This is a genomic window from Amycolatopsis sp. NPDC051061 (assembly GCF_040682935.1).
In the GTDB taxonomy this organism is placed as follows: Bacteria; Actinomycetota; Actinomycetes; order Mycobacteriales; family Pseudonocardiaceae; genus Amycolatopsis.
The window spans coordinates 39832-59048 of sequence record NZ_JBFBBZ010000010.1 but is presented as its reverse complement, the minus strand read 5'-3'; the positions used below and the strand labels follow the sequence as shown (position 1 = coordinate 59048).

19 protein-coding genes are annotated in these 19217 nt (G+C 71.9%); 11 read left to right on the top strand and 8 right to left on the bottom strand.

What is annotated here, in order from left to right; all coding sequences use genetic code 11:
• The first annotated feature begins 15 nt into the window (after positions 1 to 15).
• On the top strand, positions 16 to 1080 hold the full coding sequence (locus AB0N03_RS15735; protein ID WP_364371188.1) for a CU044_5270 family protein: 1065 nt from the start codon (positions 16 to 18) through the stop codon (positions 1078 to 1080).
• Positions 1081 to 1100: 20 nt separating this feature from the next.
• Here the strand turns inward: AB0N03_RS15735 and AB0N03_RS15730 are convergent, their stop codons facing one another.
• Positions 1101 to 1799 carry a nitroreductase gene (locus tag AB0N03_RS15730; protein ID WP_364371185.1) on the bottom strand — a complete coding sequence of 233 codons (699 nt, stop codon included), beginning with the start codon at positions 1797 to 1799 and terminating at the stop codon, positions 1101 to 1103.
• Positions 1796 to 2305 (bottom strand): DUF4863 family protein, encoded by a 510-nt coding sequence (locus AB0N03_RS15725; protein ID WP_364371182.1) that lies wholly within the window; start codon positions 2303 to 2305, stop codon positions 1796 to 1798. The genes AB0N03_RS15730 and AB0N03_RS15725 overlap by 4 nt, the downstream gene beginning before the upstream one ends.
• A gap of 107 nt (positions 2306 to 2412) precedes the next feature.
• Between AB0N03_RS15725 and AB0N03_RS15720 the strand changes: the two genes are divergently transcribed.
• Together AB0N03_RS15720 and AB0N03_RS15715 are read left to right on the top strand one after the other, a co-directional pair.
• Positions 2413 to 3048: a TetR/AcrR family transcriptional regulator gene (locus tag AB0N03_RS15720; protein ID WP_364371179.1), complete on the top strand. Its 636-nt coding sequence runs from the start codon at positions 2413 to 2415 to the stop codon at positions 3046 to 3048.
• A 51-nt stretch (positions 3049 to 3099) separates the two neighbouring features.
• Positions 3100 to 3984 carry a trypsin-like serine protease gene (locus tag AB0N03_RS15715; RefSeq protein WP_364371176.1) on the top strand — a complete coding sequence of 295 codons (885 nt, stop codon included), beginning with the start codon at positions 3100 to 3102 and terminating at the stop codon, positions 3982 to 3984.
• A gap of 222 nt (positions 3985 to 4206) precedes the next feature.
• Here AB0N03_RS15715 and AB0N03_RS15710 read toward each other — a convergent pair whose 3' ends face one another.
• Complete coding sequence (locus AB0N03_RS15710) at positions 4207 to 4587, bottom strand: ATP-binding protein (RefSeq protein WP_364371173.1); 381 nt, start codon at positions 4585 to 4587, stop codon at positions 4207 to 4209.
• Positions 4588 to 4806: 219 nt separating this feature from the next.
• On the opposite strand from AB0N03_RS15710, the gene AB0N03_RS15705 reads away from it, so the two are divergent.
• Both AB0N03_RS15705 and AB0N03_RS15700 read left to right on the top strand, forming a co-directional pair.
• Complete coding sequence (locus tag AB0N03_RS15705; RefSeq protein ID WP_364371170.1) at positions 4807 to 5046, top strand: hypothetical protein; 240 nt, start codon at positions 4807 to 4809, stop codon at positions 5044 to 5046.
• Between the two features lie 100 nt (positions 5047 to 5146).
• A complete protein-coding gene (locus tag AB0N03_RS15700; RefSeq protein ID WP_364371167.1) occupies positions 5147 to 6286 on the top strand; it encodes an FAD-dependent oxidoreductase in 1140 nt (379 codons plus the stop codon).
• 31 nt (positions 6287 to 6317) lie between these two features.
• Here the strand turns inward: AB0N03_RS15700 and AB0N03_RS15695 are convergent, their stop codons facing one another.
• The 3 genes from AB0N03_RS15695 to AB0N03_RS15685 all read right to left on the bottom strand — a co-directional run bounded on the left by AB0N03_RS15695 (position 6318) and on the right by AB0N03_RS15685 (position 11924).
• Positions 6318 to 10007 (bottom strand): CARDB domain-containing protein, encoded by a 3690-nt coding sequence (locus AB0N03_RS15695; RefSeq protein ID WP_364371164.1) that lies wholly within the window; start codon positions 10005 to 10007, stop codon positions 6318 to 6320.
• Positions 10008 to 10127: 120 nt separating this feature from the next.
• On the bottom strand, positions 10128 to 11000 hold the full coding sequence (locus AB0N03_RS15690) for a TIGR03619 family F420-dependent LLM class oxidoreductase (RefSeq protein WP_364371161.1): 873 nt from the start codon (positions 10998 to 11000) through the stop codon (positions 10128 to 10130).
• A 42-nt stretch (positions 11001 to 11042) separates the two neighbouring features.
• The gene (locus AB0N03_RS15685; protein WP_364371158.1) at positions 11043 to 11924 is read right to left on the bottom strand and encodes an FkbM family methyltransferase; all 882 of its coding nucleotides are present in this window, start codon (positions 11922 to 11924) and stop codon (positions 11043 to 11045) included.
• Between AB0N03_RS15685 and AB0N03_RS15680 the strand changes: the two genes are divergently transcribed.
• The 5 genes from AB0N03_RS15680 (at position 11923) to AB0N03_RS15660 (ending at position 17125) form a co-directional block, all read left to right on the top strand.
• On the top strand, positions 11923 to 12369 hold the full coding sequence (locus tag AB0N03_RS15680) for a hypothetical protein (RefSeq protein WP_364371155.1): 447 nt from the start codon (positions 11923 to 11925) through the stop codon (positions 12367 to 12369). The two genes, AB0N03_RS15685 and AB0N03_RS15680, sit on opposite strands and share 2 nt — an antisense overlap.
• Before the next feature lie 123 nt (positions 12370 to 12492).
• The gene (locus AB0N03_RS15675; RefSeq protein WP_364371152.1) at positions 12493 to 13728 is read left to right on the top strand and encodes a sialidase family protein; all 1236 of its coding nucleotides are present in this window, start codon (positions 12493 to 12495) and stop codon (positions 13726 to 13728) included.
• Positions 13729 to 13733: 5 nt separating this feature from the next.
• Positions 13734 to 14627, top strand: a complete 894-nt coding sequence (locus AB0N03_RS15670) for an oxaloacetate decarboxylase (protein WP_364371149.1) — start codon at positions 13734 to 13736, stop codon at positions 14625 to 14627.
• Between the two features lie 57 nt (positions 14628 to 14684).
• Positions 14685 to 16676: an NAD-dependent DNA ligase LigA gene (gene ligA / locus AB0N03_RS15665; RefSeq protein WP_364371146.1), complete on the top strand. Its 1992-nt coding sequence runs from the start codon at positions 14685 to 14687 to the stop codon at positions 16674 to 16676.
• A 56-nt stretch (positions 16677 to 16732) separates the two neighbouring features.
• Entirely contained in the window at positions 16733 to 17125 is a 393-nt protein-coding gene (locus AB0N03_RS15660) for a hypothetical protein (protein ID WP_364371144.1), read from the top strand.
• Positions 17126 to 17128: 3 nt separating this feature from the next.
• Here the strand turns inward: AB0N03_RS15660 and AB0N03_RS15655 are convergent, their stop codons facing one another.
• Both AB0N03_RS15655 and AB0N03_RS15650 read right to left on the bottom strand, forming a co-directional pair.
• Entirely contained in the window at positions 17129 to 17269 is a 141-nt protein-coding gene (locus AB0N03_RS15655) for a hypothetical protein (protein WP_364371141.1), read from the bottom strand.
• A gap of 42 nt (positions 17270 to 17311) precedes the next feature.
• On the bottom strand, positions 17312 to 18163 hold the full coding sequence (locus tag AB0N03_RS15650) for a phytanoyl-CoA dioxygenase family protein (protein WP_364371139.1): 852 nt from the start codon (positions 18161 to 18163) through the stop codon (positions 17312 to 17314).
• A gap of 82 nt (positions 18164 to 18245) precedes the next feature.
• On the opposite strand from AB0N03_RS15650, the gene AB0N03_RS15645 reads away from it, so the two are divergent.
• Positions 18246 to 19217, top strand: coding sequence for a LacI family DNA-binding transcriptional regulator (locus tag AB0N03_RS15645; protein WP_364371136.1), 972 nt, complete (start codon positions 18246 to 18248; stop codon positions 19215 to 19217).

Here is a 19217-nt window from a genome sequence, read left to right as displayed (position 1 = left end):
AGCGAGAGGCGGGCGATGACCCCCGGAGACACGGAAGCCGACGACGACGCGAGCGTGATCGCGCGGTCGCGGCAGGAGCCGAGCCTGTTCGCGGTCATCTTCGACCGCCACGCCCGGCACATCCACCGCTACGTCGTCCGGCGCCTGGGCCCGACGGCGGCGGACGACGTCCTCGCGGACACGTTCCTCATCGCGTTCGGCAAACGGGCCCAGTTCGACCTTTCGCGGCCGGACGCCCGGCCGTGGCTCTACGGCATCGCCACCAACCTCGTCTCGCGGCAGTGGCGGGCCGAGGTGCGCGAGCTGAAGCTCCGCCTGGCCGCCGGGGCGCCCGCCGTGGACGACGGCCACGCCGACCGGGTCGCCGACCGGGTCAGCGCGCAGGCGCTGGGCGCCGACCTCGATCGGGCCCTGGCCGCGCTGCGCCCCCGCGAGCGGGACGTCCTGCTGCTCGTACTGACCGAGGCGGCCGGTGCGGCGCTCGAGGAGCCCGCGAAGGCTCCGCGCCCCGACCAGTTCCTCTACGTGCGGACCGAGAATCCCGACCACCACATCCGCGAAGTCTGGCTGTCGGTCGACGGCACCCGCGACGGCCTGATCGGCGACACCGAGGTCACCGGCTGCCACGACGGCAAGGCCCCGTACTCCGGCCCCGACCCGGCGAAGAAGCGCACGCTGGAGGACTGCGGTCCCTCCCCCGCCTACCGTGCGGACCTGCCGACGACCGCCGACGCGATGCTGGCCTACCTCGCCGCCCTCCCGGGGACCAAGGATGGCGACGTCAGTTCGATGGGCAAGAAAGTCTTCATGCTCGCCTACGAGCGGGCCCTCACCCCCGCGTCCTACGCCGCGCTGTTCCAGGCGGCGGCGAAGGTGCCCGGGCTCAAGGCGCTGGACCACGTCACCGACGGCGCCGGCCGCCCGGGGGTCGGGATCACCTGGCCCCACCCGCCGGGCTCGGCACCGGGCGCCAAGCCGATCGTGCTCGTCTTCGACGCCAGGACCCACCAGTTCCTCGGCACGGACGACAGCGCAGTGACGGTGAAGACCTTCGTGGACGAGGCCGGGCAGCGTCCCTGAGGACCTTGGTCGTCGAAGACTCAGGCCGGGTCATCGAGGGCACCGTGGAAGGTCGCGAACGCCGACACCGGCTCGCGCGTGGTGCGGTGGCCGCCGAGCCGGTGCCCCTCGTCGGCGTACCCGAGGGCGATCCCGCAGACGATCACGTGGTCGTCGGGCACGGTCACGTGCCGGCGCAGGACCGGGTGGTAGTCGATCAGCGACGCCTGCGCGCACGTGTGCAGCCCGGCCCCGCGCGCGGCCAGCATGAGCGCCTGCAGGAACAGGCCGGCGTCGACCAGGGCGCCCTGCAGGGGCAGCCGGCTGACCGTGAGGACCATGCCGACCGGCGCGCCGAAGAAGTCGTAGTTGCGCCGGTGGTGTCCGACGCGGCCGGCGGTGTCACCGGGCTCGATGCCCAGCGCGTCCCGGTAGAGCCCTTCGCCGAACCGGCGGCGGCGCGCGCGGAACGGCTCGGGCCACTGGTCCGCGGCCGGCTGGTAGGCGAACTCCCCGGCCGAGCGGCGGCCTTCGTCGTGCGCGCACAGCAGGTCCGCGCTCAGCGCCCGCTTCGCCGCGCCGGTCAGCACGTGCACCTGCCACGGCTGGCAGTTGGAGTTGCTGGCCGACCGCGCCGCCAGGTCCAGCAGCCGCTCGAGCTCCGCGCGCGGCACCGGGTCCGGCCGGAACGCCCGGCAGCTGCGCCGCGTCAGCAGCGCCTCCTCGACGGTGGTGCTCACTCGGCCGGCGGGGTGATGTCGTAGGAGATCCGGCCCGCCGGCAGGTAGAAGAGGGCGATCAGCGCGCCGCCCTTCACCTCCGGGTAGTGGTGGCTGCCCGGGCCGGGCGCGGTCCAGCCCGGTCCGCTCCAGCCGCGCGGGCCCATCAGCTTCGCGTCCGGGTCGAGCGGCACCACCAGGTTGAGCTCGCCGTACGGGTGCTGGTGGTACTGGCCGCGGTAGGGCTCGACGCTGTCCATGTAGACGGCGGTGACGCTGAAGTAGTTCAGGACGTCCTGCGGGTCGGCGATCCGGCTGCGCCGGTACTTCGGGCCGTCCACCTCGATGTTCGCCGCCCAGCCGTCCCGGACGCCGTCGGTGATCATGCGCGCGAGGTCGTCGTAGAGCGGGCTGCCGGGGCCGTGGTGCTCGTTGAGCCAGGTCTCCAGCTCCCCGCCCGCGGTCCGGTTCTTGACGTCGTCGAGGAACGGGACGCTCCGGTCGATCAGCTGCTGGGCGGTGGTCATCGTGGGCTCCTTCCGATCGTTGCTCCGAAGGTAAGCCGACGTTTCGTTACAGTCAAGTATCGTAACTTAACAGCTAGGTATCGTAACGAATCCGCTAGGCTCCGACCATGGCGCGAGCACGCGAAGAAGCGACGGACGACGAAGCGGCCCCGCGGCCCGGTGGCCGGCCCCGGGACAGCGCGCTCGACGAGGCGATCATCCTGGCCACCCGGAACCGCCTCGTCCGCGACGGCTACTCGCTCATGACCATCGGCGACATCGCCTCCGACGCCAAGGTCAGCCGCCCGACCCTGTACCGGCGGTGGAGCACGAAGTTCGAGCTGGTCGTCGACGCGCTGGACTACGGCTTCCGCAAGCAGCGGGACCTCTACACCGTCGACCTGACCAGCATGGCGCCGCGGGAGGCGCTCATCGAAGCCGTGCGCCGGCTGGACCCCACGTACTTCAACCCGGACGCGATGGTCCTCATGGGCAACTTCGCGGGCGAAGCGATCCGCACGCCGGAGCTGCTCGGGATCGTCCGCGAGCACGCCGTCGAGCCGCGGGTCGCGCTCGTCGAGAACGTGCTGACCCAGCTGCAGGACAGCGGCGCCGTCCGGGACGACATCGACAAGCACACCATCGCGACGATGTGCTTCGGCAGCTACTACGGCGCCTTCTACCGCGGCGAAAGCGGAGACGAAATCCCCGAAGCGGTCGTTTCGGTGCTGTGGCCGGCGATCGCGACGGTGAAGACGCCGTGAGATCACGAGCGGCGCACAACCATTCCGGGCTCTCATCCGTGCATTAAGAGTGTGAGGACGATTTCGGATCGACGGCACCGCTTCCGCGCGCGGGCCGTGGCCGTCGCGGTGCTGGTGGGGGCCGGTATCGCGTTCGCCAACGCCGCCACCGGCGCGCCGGCCGGGCCCGCGCTGGCCGCGGCGCTCGGCGGGCCCAGCCTGCCCGACACCAGCGCACTGGGCCGCGACCCGGCGCCCGCGCCCGCGCCACCGGCTCCGACGACGCCCGCACCCGAGCCGATCCTGCCGTTCAACGCGAAACTGACGTCGGACGACATCTCGGTCCCCGGCGGCGGCGTGCGCGACGGCGCCTGCAGCGGCTCGCTGGTGGCGCCGCAGTGGGTCGTCACGGCCGGGCACTGCTTCCACAACCTCAAGGACGCTCGGATCGGCGGCCGGCCGCCGTACACGATGACCGTGACGATCGGGCGGCTCGCGGACAGCGATCCCGGCGGGCACACGGCGGTGGTCGTCGACGTCCGCCAGTCGCCGGTCAACGACCTGGCGGTCGCGAAGCTCAGCGCGCCGGTGGAAAACATCACCCCGGTGGAACTCTCCTCGACGCGGCCGTCGGTCGGCGAAGAGCTGCAGTTCGCCGGCTGGGGCTCGCACTCGGCGACCGTGCTCGGCCCGTCCGACCACCTCAAACGCGGCCACTTCCGGGTTTCGGGCATCGGTGAGTCCACCTTGGAGGCGCTGCCGATCGGCACGCGCACGGTGGACAACGGCCCGTGCCCGGAGGATTCGGGCGGCCCGTTCTTCGTCTCGGACGACGGCGACCACACCGGGCGCCTGGTGGCCATCGTGAACACCGGGCCGCCGTGCCCGCAGCCGGGCGCGGAGACGATCGCGCGCGTCGACGTGGTGGCGGACTGGATCCGTGAGCAGACCGGCTGACCGGGGTCGGCCTGCGCGCCCCCGGCCGGTGGAGCTCGGCCTCGCGCCGGGCGACACGCTGCTGCGGTCCACCGACGGTTTGGTCGAGAGCCGCAAGGACATCGACGAAGGTCAGGCCCGGCTGCTGCCGCCGGTGAGCTGGTGGCCCGGATGCCCGAGGTGGTCGCCGACGCCGACGACACGGTCGTCATCGTCCCCCGGCCGACCTGACCGGCGATGGACTCAGGACGCGAGCGGGATCTCGGCCCACACGGTCTTGCCGCCGTCCCGGCGGTGGAAGTGCCCGCGCCGGTCGGAACAGGCGGCGACCAAGGTGAGCCCGGTCCCCGCCGGAGCGGCGTCGGGCACGACCGGGTCGAACCACGCGGATCCGCCGGCGTCCTCGACCCCGACCCAGACCGCGGCATCGGCGCAGATCAGCAGGGCTCGCAGCGGCCCGGCGGCGTGCCGGATGGCGTTCGTCGCCAGCTCGCAGGTGATCAGTACGATGTCCGCCGCCACCTCGGCCGGCACCTCACCCGCGGCCAGCTGCTCGCGCGCCCACGACCGCACCAGCCTGATCTGCGCCGGCTCCGCCTCGAACTCGAATATTGCCCGCGTCATGTCTTCGGCACCTCCCCCAGAACGGTTCCCCCGGGACCGGGATGACCAGGCAGGGTCGCTCCTACACGTGAATTAGCACGAACGGACGCACCCGCTCGTCGCGCGGCTGCCACTGACCGGGCGATTTCCGCCGTTCACCGCAGACGGGCGCGCCGGGCTGTTACAGATCGCGGCCGGTGCGCGACACCACCGTGGAGCATTCAGGGGAGAGCGGGGTCGATGACGGGCGAACGACAGGTGCGGCTGCGGCTGGGCACCCGCGCGGTCTCGGTCCCCGCCGGGCACCGCCGGGAAGTGGTGGAATACGCCGGGGTGACCGTCCTGCGCGTCGAAGACGGCGAACCCGTCGAGCAGGCGTGGATCCCGGTCGGAACGTGCCCCAGCTACGCCGACGACGAAGCACTGATCGCCGCCTGGCACGCGGCGCTGCGGTGGACGAAGTCGCCCACCGACGCGTGAGCTGAACCACAGCTGTCACTGTGCGGATGTCACTGTGCAGCTGTCACACCACGCGGCCGCGCGGTGTCTCGATGCCGAACCCGGCATCGAAGGAGACACCATGACCGAGCCCACCGAGGTCGTCGTGATCGGCGGCGGATACGCCGGCGTCATGGCCGCCAACCGCCTGACCCGGCGCGACGACGTCGCCGTCACCCTGGTCAACCCGCGCCCCCACTTCGTCGAGCGCATCCGCCTGCACCAGCTCGCCGCCGGCTCCGGCGACGCGGCCGTGGCCTACCGCGACGTCCTGGCCGCGCGCGTCCGGCTGGTCGTGGACAGCGTGACCGGGATCGACGCGGCCGCGCGGATCGTGGCGCTCGCGGACGGGGGCACCCTGGGCTACGACTACCTGATCTACGCGGTCGGCAGCGCCGGCGCGAGCGTGCCCGAGTTCGCTTACCCCGTCACGACTTTCGAGGAGGCGCGGCGGCTGCGGCCGGTGCTCGACGCGGCGTCCGCGGTGACGGTCGTCGGCGCCGGCCCGGCCGGGATCGAAACCGCGGCCGAACTCGCCGAGGCGGGCCGGGCGGTGACGCTGGTCTGCGGTGGAGAACTCGGGCCGTACCTGCACCCGCGGGGCCGGCACGCGGTGGCCGGGCGGCTGGCGAAGCTGGGCGTGACCGTGCTCGCCGACGGGGTGGTGAGCGAGGTGACGCGCGATGCCGTGCGGCTCACCGACGGCCGCGAGCTGCCGAGCGCGGTCACTGTCTGGACCGCCGGGTTCGGCGTGCCGGACCTGGCCGCGCGCAGCGGGCTGAGCACCGACGCCCTGGGCCGCCTGCGCACGGACGAGACCCTGACGAGCGTGGACGACGACCGGATCGTGGCGGCCGGTGACGCGGCGGCGCCGTCGGACCTGCCCTACCGGATGGGCTGCCAGTCGGCCGTCCAGCTCGGCCCGCAAGCCGCCGAGACCGTGCTCAGCCGGCTGGCGGGTGCGCGTCCGGCCGCGGCCGACGTCGGGTTCGCCGGCCAGTGCCTGAGCCTCGGGCGCCGGGCCGGGATCTTCCAGTTCTCCCGCCGCGACGACACGGCCATCCGGCTCCACCTCGGCGGCCGGCTGGGGGCGAAGGTCAAGGAGCTCGTCTGCGCGAGCACCGTCAAGCAGCTGGCGTACGAGGCCCGCAAGCCCGGCGCCCGCAAGTGGTGGGTCGAGGACCGCCGGCGCCAGGAGCGGCTGCACCTGATCGACGCGTGAGAAAGGGGGGTGCCGAGGCACCCCCCTTCCCCTACCTCCCGTTACGCCGGCCCGAGGCGACCACCGCCGGGATCGGGGCGCCGGTGATCACGAACTGCGAGCCCGGCTCGATGACGACGTCACCCTTCGCCGAGCCGGTGATCGTCACGTTGGTCAGCGTCGCGCTGCCGCGGGCGCCGCTCATCGCGAGGATGCCCGCGCCGTTGGCCGACCGGTCGATCTTGACGTTCGAGATCGCCGCGGTCACCACGCCGCCGCCGGTCTTGAACTGGATGCCGTCGTAGGTCGAGTCGTGGATCTCGGTGTCCCGCAGCGTCACCCCCGGGATGTCTTTGCCTTGGGCGAAGAACGTGATCGCGCCGAACTGCTGCTGCTCGCCCCAGAACACGCCGCCGCAGCGGTAGAGGGCGTTGTTGGCGATCGTCGTCTGCCCGGAGAACGGCAGCGGGTCGTGGTCGGTCGCCAGCATGATGCCCGGGTAGTTCATCGTGTCGAAGACGAGGTTGTTCTCGATCCGGTTCCCGTAGCCGCCGTAGACCGCGATCCCGTTGGCGCGCCAGGGAAGCTGGATCGTGTTGTTCGTGAACACGTTGTCGTGCCCGATGTCGGTCGACGGGTCCTTCACGTACTGGTTGGCCCACACCGCGAGCGAGTCGTCCCCGGTGGTGCGGAAGGACGAGTTGAACACCCGCGAGTTGCGCGTGCCGTTGGTGAAGTTGATGCCGTCGGCGTAGGTGTCGCGGATCCGCATGCCGCTGAAGTCCAGGCCGTCGGCCGGGCCCCACAGCTCGGGCTTGTTGCTGTAGTCGCGGCCGACCCACACGGCGACGTTGGCGTGCTCGATCCAGACGTTGGAGATCTTGGTGCCGGTGCCGAAGCGGCCGTTGAGGCCGACACCGCCCTCGGCGTTGCCGTCGCCGCCGCGGATCCGGCCGGAGCCGAAGATCGCGATGTCCGAGAGCTGGACGTTCTTGTCGATGTCGAACCCGAAGTTGCCTTCGTGCGGGTGGTTGATGGTGCCCGCGTCCTGCGGCTGGATCAGCGAGTACAGCTGCGACCGCCACATGCCGGCGCCGCGGATCGTCACGTTGGAGATGCCGATCTGGTTGTACTGCCCGCCGCCGTTGGGCACGGTCGGGTCGTCGGTCAGGATCTTCGCCTCCTGGCGCCACTGGCCTTCGGGGATCCAGACGCAGGTGATCACGCCGTTCTGGTCGTCGGTGACCGCGCGCTGGATGGCCGGCGCGTCGTCGACGCCGTCGTTCGGCACGGCGCCGTACTCGGTGATCGACGTGCACCCGGCCGGCTTGGGCAGCGCCGGCGCCACCTGCTCCAGATCGACCAGGTCGATGACGTAGTACGCCGCGTTGTCGCCGTTGTCCCGCTGCAGCTTGAACTTCGTGCCCGGCGGGTAGGACTGCGCCAGCAGCGCGTGCGACTCGTCGAACAGCCGCCGCGCGTCTCCCCCGGGCCGGTTCGTGAGGCCCTCGGGGTCGTCGGTGCTGCCGTAGAGCCAGCTGTGCGTCGAGGACAACGTCAGCTTCTGCGCGAAGGTGCCGTTGACGTACAGGCTGAGCGTGTAGTCCTGGCCACCGCCGGCGGCCGCGTCGGGCACCGAGTTGCGCACCACGATCGAGTTCGACTGGTTCGTCGACGTGACCTCGACGTACTGGCCCTGGCTCGCCAGCCGGACGGACTGGCGGCCCGAGGACTCGGTCGCGAAGTTCGTGTGGCCGAACGTGCGCAGCGGATCGGTCTGGAGCAGTTGTCCTTGGTACTGCGCGGATTCCGCTTCGTACTCGGTGTAGGGCACGGCCGCGCCGCGGCCCACCACGATCGCCCGCGAGAGATCGTTGTCGGACTCGTTGGTTTCGGCGACCGTGTTCGTGGAGTCGGCGGTTGCGGTGAGAGTCGCGCCGCCGCTGGTGGCCGTCCACGTGCCGGAGATCGCGACGTTCGCCGTGGCACCGGCCGCGATCGGGCCTGTGGATCCGGTCAGCGTGGTGGCGCCGGCGGTCAGCCGGGTCACCGACGTGCCCGCGGCGCTCGTGCCCCGGTTGTGCACCGCGACGGTGAACGACACCGCCGCGCCGGCCGCCGGGTTGGGCGGGTTCGACGTGATCCCGGTGACCTCGAGGTCCGGACCCGGCGCCTGCGCGATCACGAGCGGGTCCGGTGACGTGAACGTGTTGTTGGTGTCGTCCTGCTCGACGACCGTGCCGGCGGGATCGACCGTGGCGGACACGCTGTAGGTGCCCTGCGGCCGGGTGCCCGCGGTCACGGTCACCGTCGTGGACGCGCCCGCGGCGAGGGCGCCGACGCCCGCGTTGCCGACGACGGTGCCGCCCAGGCTGACGTTGACGGTCGTGGCCGCCGCGGCCGCGGTGCCCGCGTTCTTGACGGTCGCGGAGACCGCGACCTGGCTCGTCTCCGTCGGGTTCGCCGGGGTCCACGTCGCGGCGGTGACGATGAGGTCCGGGTTCGGCGCCGGCACACCGAGCACCTGGAACTCGGCGACCTGCGCGCCGGGCGCGCCGGAGTTGGCGGAGAACTGCAGCCGGACGTCGGCGGCGCGGCCGCTCACCGGGATGGTCACCGTGTTCTGGTTGGCGGCCGGGTCGAAGCGGTAGTCGGCGCGGGCCTTGAGAGAGGTGAACGCGGTGGCGCCCTGGTCGCGGCCGAGGACCTCGAAGGTCTGCGTCCGCGCGCCCCAGGCCGGGTCGGGGTTGAGCTTCACGACGACCTGGTCGAGATCGGCGTTGGCGCCGAGCTTGACGGTCAGCGTGCTCGACTGGCCCGAAGCTTCCCAGTAGGTGGCGGTGGTGTTGTCGTTCGCGTTGGCGGCGACGAAGGAGAAGACGCTCGACGACGCCTCGATCGGCTTGCCCGCGGCGAGGTTCTGGCCGGCCTGGGTGCCTTGGCGCACGACGTGGTTGCTGTCGGCGGACTCGTGCCCGGCGGCGTCCTCGGCGCGCACGAAGTACTCGACGCGCGTGCCGGCGGGCCGGGTCTCGGTGAAGGAGGTGGCGGTGACCGTGGTGACGGGCGTGCCGTCGCGGTAGACGGTGTAGCCGGTGACGCCGACGTCGTCGGTCGAGGCCGACCACGTCAGCTTGACCTGGCCGGACGCGGGCTCGGTCAGCGCGAGGTTCGCCGGCGCGGCCGGGGCCTGCGTGTCCCCCGTGTCGGGCCCGTAGAGCTCGAACTCCGAGAGCTGCGCGGCGGGCCATCGGGTGTTGGCGGTGATGGTCAGCCGGACGTACCGGGTCGAGGCCGTCACCGGGATGGTCACGGTGTCGGCGCTCGGCACGAAGGCGTACCCGCTCGCCGCGGCGAGGTCGGTGAACGTCGTGCCGTCGGTGCTGCCGCGCACCGAGAGGGTCTGGGTGCGGCTCTCCCAGCCGATGGGCAGCTTCAGCACGATCCGCGAGAGGGCCTTCGTGGAGCCCAGGTCGGCCTGGATCCACTGCGGGAAGGCGTTGTTCGCGGACTCCCAGTACGTGGCCTGGTTCCCGTCGGCGGCGTTGGCGACGGGATAGCCGGGCAGCGCGCTGCTCGCCGACACCGTCCTGGTCAGGGGCCCGTCCGCCGCGGGCGCGGCGGCCGCCGCCGCGGGTGAGCCGGGTGGGCCGCTCGCCGCGGAGGCGAGGGAGAGCCCGGCGAAGGACAGTCCCACGGCGAGGAAACCGGCGACGAACCGGGACAGGCGCGTACGAGTCATGGCGTCTTCTCTTCTTCGAGACGGCGGGGGACGGGAGCCTGAGCTCCCCGAGCATGCAACAAGTGAGCGCCGTCACGCAAGAATTAGACACCGATCAGAAAATTTACGACTCCTTCGCCGTCACTCGGTTGGCCCAACCGGTGGAACCAGGGCGAACCGCTCGGCGAAGGCCGCCATCTCCGTTCTTTGAACGACCGGATCGGCACTCGTGGGGCTCACGACGACGCGCGTCACGCCGTCGTTCGCGAAGTTCTCGGCGTCCACTTCGGACATTCCGATCGAGCCCCATCGCGTGTACTGCAGGGCATCCGGATCCCGGCCGGCCTCGCTTGCGGCCACCCGGGCGAGCTCGAACTGACGGCGACGCTCGTCCGGGGTGAGCAGACCGCCGGGGAAGTAGCCGTTCCCGCGGCGCCCGGCCCGCCGCGCCGCGGCCGCGCTCGAACCGCCCACGTGGATCGGCAGTTCCCCGCCGACCGGCTTCGGGAAGCTGCACACGGCGTCCAGGATGAAGAACTCCCCCGCGTGGCCGACGCCGTCCGCGTCCCCGGCCCAGAGCAGCCGCAGGACGTCGATGGCCTCATCGGCCCGGCGGCCGCGGGTGGCGAAGTCGACCCCGGCGGCCGCGGCCTCGCCGGGCAGCGCGCCGACGCCGATGGTGAGCAGCCGCATGCGCCCGCCGGACAGCAGGTCGAGCGTCGCCAGCCGTTTGGCGAGGACGACCGGGTGGTGGTAGGGCAGCAGCAGGACGCCGGTGCCGAGCAGGATGCGCCGCGTGCCGGCGGCGACGAACGTCAGGCACTCGAGCGGATCGCCGTAAGGCAGCGACGGGTCCAGCTCCATCGCGCCGATCTTCGCGCCGGGGTGGAGGGCGACGTGTTCCGGCACGTACAGCGATTCGAAGCCGAAGTCTTCGGCATCTCGCGCGAAGCGCAGGAGTCTGTCAGGGTCGACGCCGAAATGGGGCGTGCTGTAGCTGATTCCGAACTTCACACGGGGCGACGCTAAACAGTGACGCCCACGTCAAGGCAAGGGTCAGCGGAGCGCGAACACCATCCCGATGTCCGCCGCCTGCTGGACCGGGTCCTGCACCGCCTCGACCGTGAACCCGCGCGTGGTGAAGACTTCGCGGACGCGGTCACGGTTCTCGGCCCACCGTTCGACTTCGACGACCGCCTGCCGGACCAGCGGCCAGTGCCGGTCTTCGATCCCCCGCAGCACGTCCAGCTCCGCGCCCTCGACGTCGACCTTGAGCAGGTCGATGCGGTCGATGCCTTCCTCGTCGAGCACCGGGGACAGCGGCCGGACCCGCACCCGGTGGGTTTCGAGGTTGCGCAGCACCTTCAGCTGGCGGCCGACCAGGCCGCGCAGGAGCGGTGCCGGCACGCGGCGGGGGGCCGGACCCATACCGCCCTGGCGGATCATCTCGACGATGCTGGCGGTGACGCGCTTGCGCTCCGCCTCCACGTTGCCCTCGTCCCGCCACGACGACGAGAAGATCGTCGCGCCCGGGAAGTAGCTGAAGTCGAGCTCGTCCTCACCGGCCGCGAGCCCGAAGGGCAGCGCTTTCAGCCGCCCCGCGAAGAAGTCACGGCCGTTGCTTTCCAGCTTCTCGTAGAGCGGCGGCAACGGCTCGAAGGCGTAGATCCGCACGTCGCCGCCGAGCCGTTCGTACACCGCCGCGGAGAAGACGCCGATGTTGGCACCGACGTCGAGTACGGTCGCGCCGGGGGCGACCTCGACGCCGTGGGCGAAGTAACCGCCGACCTCCTCGCGGAGGAACGACACTTCCCACGGGTTGACGCTGTGCAGGTCCATGGTCACGCGCAGAGGCTTATCAGGCCCGGCGCCCGTGATCCAGCCCCATTGGTAGGTCACCCGATCGTGGGCGACGGCGTGGGCCACACTGGAGGGCATGACCGCGACGCTGCTCATCTCCCGCCAGCTCGAGGTGCACGACCACGTCCTGGCGCGTGGCTGGCGGCTCGACGGGGACACCGGCCCCGCCGACGTCAGGTTCCTCGACGACGCCACGGCCGGCTGGTCGTACCCGGCCAGCTTCGGCGGCGAGCGGACCAACACGGTCTCCGACGCCACCCCGGTCGTCCTGCAGTGCTACTTCACCTTCGGCGACGAGGGCGAGGTGGTGTTCGCGGTCGTCCCGGCGGGCAACCTGCGCGGCAGCGGTTGCGCGAAGCACGACACGCGGGAGCGGCAGTTCCCGCTCACCGGCGACGGCCGGGTCGACCTGGTCACGCTCACCGCGATGCTCGACGAGCTGGAGCCGCGAGCACGGGCGCACGACGTCCACGCGCTGGTCGAGTGCCTGTACTTCGGGCCGTGCCCGGCCGATCGGCCTTGAGCCGGTAGTCCCGCCGAACCACTCTGCACCAATGCTGCGTGCCCGTCCGGGCACCCAGCGTGCTCCTTGACGAACCCGCACCGGCCTCCTTAGGTTGTCTGGACATAGGACGTCAGACATCCCATGTCCTACCTCGACGAGGAGGTCGAACCGGTGTCCCCGATTCGCAGATTCAGCACGATCCTTCTGGCGGCGGCCACGACCGCGCTGTCCTTCACCCCCGCAGCCACGGCCGGCCCGGCGCACGGATGCGCGTCATCCGTGGCCTTCACGTCCGGCACCGAGGGTTACGACACCTTCCGCATCCCCGCGGTGGTCCGGGCCGCGAACGGCGCGCTCGTCGCGTTCGCCGAAGGACGACGCGACTCGGCCGGCGACTCCGGCGCCATCCAGACGGTGTCGCGCACGTCTCGCGACGGCGGCTGCACCTGGGGCCCGCTGTCCGTGGTGGACACCAACGGGAACGCCACGGCCGGCAACCCGACGCCGGTGCTCGCGCGGGACGGCGAGCTCGTGCTGCTGACCGTCCACAACGGACTCGTGTCGGAGAAGCAGATCATGTCCGGGCAGGCGTCCGATCAGGACACCCGGCGCGTCTTCGTGCTGCGCAGCCGCGACAACGGCCGTACCTGGTCCCCCGCCCGGGACATCACCGCCGACGCGAAGCTGCCGGGCTGGCGGTGGTACGCCACCGGGCCCGGGCACGCCACGCTGCTGCGCCACGGCCCGCACGCGGGCCGGATCGTGGTGCCCGCGAACCACTCCAGCTCGCCGCCGGCCGGCTCCTCCGACGTCGGCACCGAGGCGAAGTACTACGGCGGCCACGACCTCTACAGCGACGACGCCGGCCGCACCTGGCACATCGGCTTCACCGACGACCGCACCGACGGCGTCGTCGCCGCGAACGAGACGACGGCGACCGAGCTGCCCGACGGCACCCTCTACTTCTCCAGCCGCAATCAAGGGTCGGCCGCCGAGCACCGCGTCGACGGCTACAGCGTGGACGGCGGGAAGACGCTGGTCCGGCCGTACCAGGTGCAGCCGTCGCTGTCCGGGACGAAGGTCGAGGGCAGCGTGCTACAGACGACGATCCCGTGGCTGATGGTGTACTCGGGCCCGGCCGACCCCGCTACGCGCGCGTCGATGCAGCTGCGGGTGAGCACCGACCGCGGGCACACGTGGCGCGCGGGCCGCACGCTGACCAGCGGGCCGGCGGCCTACTCCGACCTGGTGCAGGCCGACCCGGCCACGGTCGGGGTCCTGTACGAGACGGGCACGGCCGGGCCGTACGAGAAGATCGTGTTCGAGCGGGTGGGTTTGGCGCCGGGACAGCTCGGGAACGCCCCCGCCAGGAGGTGATCGCCGTGGCCGATCTGCTGGGTTCGCGGGTTTCCGGGCCGGCCCGCCTGCGCGAGCTGCTGGCCGGCGAGGACATCGTCGTCGCGCCGGGGGCGTACGACGCGTTGAGCGCCCGGCTGGTCGAGGCGGCCGGGTTCCCGGCGGTGTACATGACGGGCTTCGGCACGACGGCGTCGCTGCTGGGCCGTCCCGACGTCGGCCTCCTGACGATGACGGAGATGGTCCAGGCGGCGAGCCGCCTCCGTTCGGCGGTGGAGGTCCCGGTGATCGCCGACGCCGACACCGGCTACGGCAACGCGCTCAACGTGATCCGCACGGTCCGCGAGTACGAAGCGGCCGGCGTCGCGGCGATCCACCTGGAGGACCAGGTGGCCCCGAAGCGCTGCGGCCACCTCGAGGGGAAGCGGGTGGTCCCGGCCTCGACGATGGCCGACCGGGTGCGGGCCGCCGTGGCCGCCCGGTCGGATCCCGGCTTCCTGCTGACCGCGCGCACGGACGCCCGGGCGGTCGAGGGCCTCGACGCGGCGATCGACCGGGCCCACCGCTACCGCGAGGCCGGGGCGGACATGTTGTTCGTGGAGGCGCTGCAGTCGGAAGCCGAGATCGAGCGGGTGGCGGAGAAGTTCCGCGACGTGCCGTTGCTGTTCAACTGGGCGGAGGGAGGCAAGACCCCGCCATTGGGGCGCGAGCGGTTGCGCGAACTGGGGTTCAGGCTGGTGATCTGCCCGATTTCAACGCTGTTGGCGGCGACGGAGGCGATGCGCGCGGTGTTGAGCCGCATCGCTCAGGACGGGACACCGGTCGAGGCGGTCCGGGAGCTGCCGGGGTTGACGGAGTTCGCCGAGTTGGTGGGCCTGCCGGAGATCGAGGAGATCGGCAACCGCTTCGGCGACGGGTGAGGCCGAACCGGGGATGACCTCGGGAAACTGTCGTACCCGACCGGTAACGTCCTCCCCGTGGAAGCTCGAGACCGCATACAGGAACTGGCCGATCGCATCGTGGTCCTCCGCGACGCCTACTACCGGGGTTCGCCGTTGGTGGCGGACGCCGAGTACGACGCGGTCGAAGACGAGCTGCGCACCCTCATCGCGGACCATCCCGGCCTGACCCCGGACCCGAACCCCCTCGACCAGGTGGGCGCCCCCGCTGTCCTGCACGCTCCGATCCGGCACTCGCGCCCCATGCTCTCGCTCGAGAAAGCCACGAAACCCGAGCAGGTCGAGGCCTTCTTCGACCGCTTTCCCGGCCAGCCGGTCGTCGTCATGCCCAAACTGGACGGCCTCTCCCTCGCCGTCGTCTACGAAGACGGCCGGCTGAAAAGAGCCGTCACCCGGGGGGACGGGACCACCGGCGATGACGTCACCATGCTGGTCCGGGCCCTGACCGACGGGATCCCGGACCGGCTGGCCGCCCCCGGCCGGGTCGAGGTGCGGGGTGAGGCCGTCATGCTGCGCTCCACCTTCGCCGCCTACAACGTCGCGCACCCGGACAAGCCGCTGATCAACCCGCGCAACGCCGCCGCCGGCACGCTGCGCGCCAAGGATCCCGCCACCGTCGCCGAACGGCGGCTGCGGTTCTTCGCCTTCGACCTCGACACCGATCCCGACAGCGCCGAGACCGACCTGGGCAGCGCCCTGAAGACGCTCGGTTTCACCGCCGCCGACATGCGCCGGTGCGGCGATGCGGCGAACGCGCAAACCGTCATCGGCGAGATCGAACAGCAGCGCAACGAGCTGGACTACGACCTCGACGGCGCCGTCCTGCGGCTCGCCGACCGGGACGCCTACGCCGCCGCCGGCACGCGGTCGAGCTCGCCGCGCGGGGCGCTCGCCTTCAAGTTCGCCGCCGAGGAGAAGACCACCGTCCTGGCCGACGTCGTCTGGGACGTCGGCAAGACCGGCAAGATCGCCCCGGTCGCCTGGCTGGAACCCGTGTTCGTCGGCGGCACCACCGTCACCCGCGCGACCCTCGCGAACCAGGAGGTGATCAAGGCCCGCGGCATCAAGATCGGCGACACCGTCCTGGTCCGCCGGGCCGGGGACGTCATCCCGTTCGTGGCCGGCGTACTCGACGCCGCCCGACGCACCGGCGCGGAGCGGGAGATCGTCCCGCCGAGCCGGTGCCCGTCGTGCGGGCAGCCGCTGACCGAGCAGGGCAACAGCCGGGAGCTGTTCTGCACCAACGTCGCCTGCCCGGCGCAGACCGTGCGGCGGCTGATCCACTGGGCCTCGCGCGCCGCGGCGGACATCGACGCCATCGGCGGCGTGTGGATCGAACGGCTGGCCGAGTCCGGCGACCTCGAGCACCCGTCGGACTTCTACCGCCTGACGAAGGAGCGGCTGCTGGAGTTCGACCGCATCGGCGAGGTCTCCGCCACGCGGATGATCGAGTCGATCGACGGGAGCCGGGCGGTCGGGCTGCGCCGGGCGCTGATCGGGCTCGCCATCCCGATGGCGTCCGAAGGCACCGCCGCCCGCCTGTGCCGGGCGGGGTTCGGTTCCCTGGAAGACGTCGCCGCGGCGGGCGTCGACGGGCTCGTCGCCGTCGAGGACATCGGGCCGAAGGTCGCCGCGTCGCTGATCGAGCACCTCGCGCGGCTTCAGCCCGAGCTCGAGCGGCTGCGGGAGCGGGGCGTGTCCCTGGACGTCCGCGAGGAGGACCTCCCGCCGGTCGTCGCGGCCGGTGCTCCCCTGGCCGGCAAGACCGTGGTGGTCACCGGCTCGATCAGCGACCCGCGCTCGGGCGAAAAAGTCCCCCGGCCGACGTTCCAACGGTTGTGCGAGAAGGCCGGCGCGACCATCGCTTCGTCGGTCTCGGCGAGCACGGACCTGCTCATCACCGGCGCCGACGTCGGCGCCGCCAAGCTGACGAAGGCGGAGAAGCACGGCGTGACCGTCGCGGACCAGAGCGAAATCTGGCCGCAACTGATCGAAGCCGGAATCATCTGACGCAGGGGCTCGTGAGATGCTGCGACCGCAGCAGGCCCGAGGGAGAGGCGGAGCGGGTGACCACCTGGACCGATGTGATCAACTTTGTCCGGACGCGGTACGAGGTCCTGGAGGACACCGACGGCTGGCTCCGGTTCCGCTTGCAGGGGCCGGACGGCCGGACGCAGCAGGTGACGGCGCACCACGTGGAGGAGTTGCACGGCGGCGCGTGGGTCGAAATCTCCTCACCGGTCGGCTGGGCCGACAAGATCGACCTGCGGCGCCTGCTCGAGCTGGCGGGGTCGTCGGCCGTCGGCGGCGCGGCCGTGGTGGACGGGGTCGCACTCCTGAAGCACACCGTGCCCCTGGAGGACCTCAGCATCGAGCACGAGTTCGAGCGCCCGCTCAAGGCGGTCGTCGCGCGGGCGGACTCGCTCGAACACGACCTCACGAAGACGGACGAGTTCTAGCTGCTACAGGTGCATCGCCAGCCACAACGCCATCCAGGCGAGGCATGCCAGCGCACCGCCGACTCCGAACGCCAGCAGCACGCGGCGCAAGCCCGCGACGACCCCGGCCCGGCCCGACATCTCGGTGATCCCTGCTTCAACCATGACACTGAGATGCCCGCGGGCCGGGCCCACAAACATCCGAGTTCAGGATCCGGGCTCTTCCTCGCCCATCACCAGCCCCTCGATGGTGTGCTTCTGGGTGATCGGCTCCAGGGTGTCGACGATCGGGCAGTGCAGGTGGGCGCGCACGGATTCCGGTAGTGACGCCCAGAAGTCGTGCGTCACGGCGGTGTCGTGGCGTTCGTCGTTGCCCGCGCCCGGCGCGTCGAGGCCCAGCACCAGCACCGGCCGCGACTTCGCGGACTGGTTCGCGGTCCCGCGGTGGACGGTCAGCGCCGAGCGGATCGAGATGTCCCCCATCCGCGGGAACTTGCGCACCGCGAGCGAGCGGTAACGCGGATAAGCCGAGCGCGGCGGGAACATGCCGTGGTCGAACGCGCCGCCGTCGTCCCAGTGCGTGCCGGGCGCGATCTCGAACGGGCCCATGTCCGGCTCGGTGTCGACGGCCGTCACGTTGACGGCGAGCGAGTTCAGCCTGCGGTGGCGCGCCGTCTCTTCGGGCATCGGGAAGTCGCGGTGCCACGGCTGGTCGACCGCGCCGGCGAGCGGGACGTCGAACCCGATCTCGACGATCCGGTACTCCGGCCCCAGCACGGCTTCGGCGACCGCCGTGATCCACGGGTGCGCGGCCAGGTCGGCGAATCCCCGCAGCTGTTCGGGGTGGATCTCGACGTAGTAGCGGTTCGGGCCGCGGCCGACGGCGCCGCCGGGCCGGGCGCGGGCCTCGGCGAACGCCGCGTCGATGTCTTCGCCGAGTCGCCCCACCCACTCGCGCGGGAACGCCCCGGGCAGGCCGATGATGCCGTCCTCGTGCAGCCGGCCGGTCAGGGATTCGACGTCGGCGGCGGTCAACGGCGCGGTCAGGTTCGTGGTCATCCGGTCCTCCGAGGAGTCACGACGGCGTGGCGACTTAAGTTTGCAACGTGGCATGCCACGTTGCAAGAGGTACGCTGCCGTCGTGAACCCGAAGTTGCGGGACGTGGCCGACCACGCCGGGGTGTCGGTGCGGACGGTGTCCAACGTGGTCAACGGCTTCCGCTACGTGGCCCCGGCGACCCGGGAACGGGTGCAGGCGAGCATCGACGCGCTCGGCTACCGGCCGAACATGGCCGCCCGGACGCTGCGGCGCGGCCGGACCGGGCTGGTGGCCCTGGTCGTGCCGGAGATCGACTCGCCGTACTTCGCCGAACTCGCCGCGCGGACGGTCCGCATCGCCGAAAGCCGCGGCTTGACCGTGCTCATCGACCAGACCGACGGCGACGCCGAGCGGGAGAAGGAGCTGCTGCACGGTCGGCGCAGCCAGCTCGTCGACGGCGTCCTGTTCAGCCCGTGGGCGGTGGCTCCCGCGGAGCTGGCCGCGCGCACCGACACCGTCCCGCTGGTGCTGCTCGGCGAGCACGACGGCACCGCCGGGGTCGACCACGTCGCGATCGACAACGTCGCCGCCGCGCGCGAGGCCACCGGGCACCTGCTGGCCACCGGCCGCCGCCGCGTCGCCGCGCTCGGCATCCAGCCGCGGTCCCTGAACGCGACCGCCCGCCAGCGGCTCGCCGGGTACCGCGAAGCGCTGGCGGAGCTACCCCGGCTGGAGGTTCCGGTCCAGCGCCTGCACCGGGCCGACGGCCACCGGGCGATGCTGGCGCTGCTGGACCGGGCCGAGCCGCCCGACGCGGTCTTCTGCTTCACCGACGAACTCGCGCTGGGTGCGCTGCGCGCCGCCGCCGACCGCGGAGTGAGCGTGCCGGGCGACCTGGCCCTGGTGGGGTTCGACGACATCGAGGACGGCCGGTTCAGCGTCCCGGCCCTGACGACGGTGTCCCCGGACAAGGACCGCATCGCCGAGCTCGCCCTCGACTGCCTGGCCGCCGAACCCGGGCCGCCACGCTCGATTGTCGCCCCGCACCGGCTCGTGGTGCGAGGCACCAGCTGA

Bases quoted from the DNA above. Each gene is read 5' to 3' on its own strand.
- AB0N03_RS15685 (WP_364371158.1), bottom strand. From the start codon at position 11,924: ATGCCCTCCAGTGTGGCCCACGCCGTCGCCCACGATCGGGTGACCTAC.
- AB0N03_RS15735 (WP_364371188.1), top strand. From the start codon at position 16: ATGACCCCCGGAGACACGGAAGCCGACGACGACGCGAGCGTGATCGCG.
- AB0N03_RS15695 (WP_364371164.1), bottom strand. From the start codon at position 10,007: ATGACTCGTACGCGCCTGTCCCGGTTCGTCGCCGGTTTCCTCGCCGTG.
- AB0N03_RS15680 (WP_364371155.1), top strand. From the start codon at position 11,923: ATGACCGCGACGCTGCTCATCTCCCGCCAGCTCGAGGTGCACGACCAC.
- AB0N03_RS15650 (WP_364371139.1), bottom strand. From the start codon at position 18,163: ATGACCACGAACCTGACCGCGCCGTTGACCGCCGCCGACGTCGAATCC.
- AB0N03_RS15655 (WP_364371141.1), bottom strand. From the start codon at position 17,269: ATGGTTGAAGCAGGGATCACCGAGATGTCGGGCCGGGCCGGGGTCGTC.
- AB0N03_RS15725 (WP_364371182.1), bottom strand. From the start codon at position 2,305: ATGACCACCGCCCAGCAGCTGATCGACCGGAGCGTCCCGTTCCTCGAC.
- AB0N03_RS15705 (WP_364371170.1), top strand. From the start codon at position 4,807: ATGACGGGCGAACGACAGGTGCGGCTGCGGCTGGGCACCCGCGCGGTC.
- AB0N03_RS15675 (WP_364371152.1), top strand. From the start codon at position 12,493: ATGTCCTACCTCGACGAGGAGGTCGAACCGGTGTCCCCGATTCGCAGA.
- AB0N03_RS15710 (WP_364371173.1), bottom strand. From the start codon at position 4,587: ATGACGCGGGCAATATTCGAGTTCGAGGCGGAGCCGGCGCAGATCAGG.
- AB0N03_RS15720 (WP_364371179.1), top strand. From the start codon at position 2,413: ATGGCGCGAGCACGCGAAGAAGCGACGGACGACGAAGCGGCCCCGCGG.
- AB0N03_RS15700 (WP_364371167.1), top strand. From the start codon at position 5,147: ATGACCGAGCCCACCGAGGTCGTCGTGATCGGCGGCGGATACGCCGGC.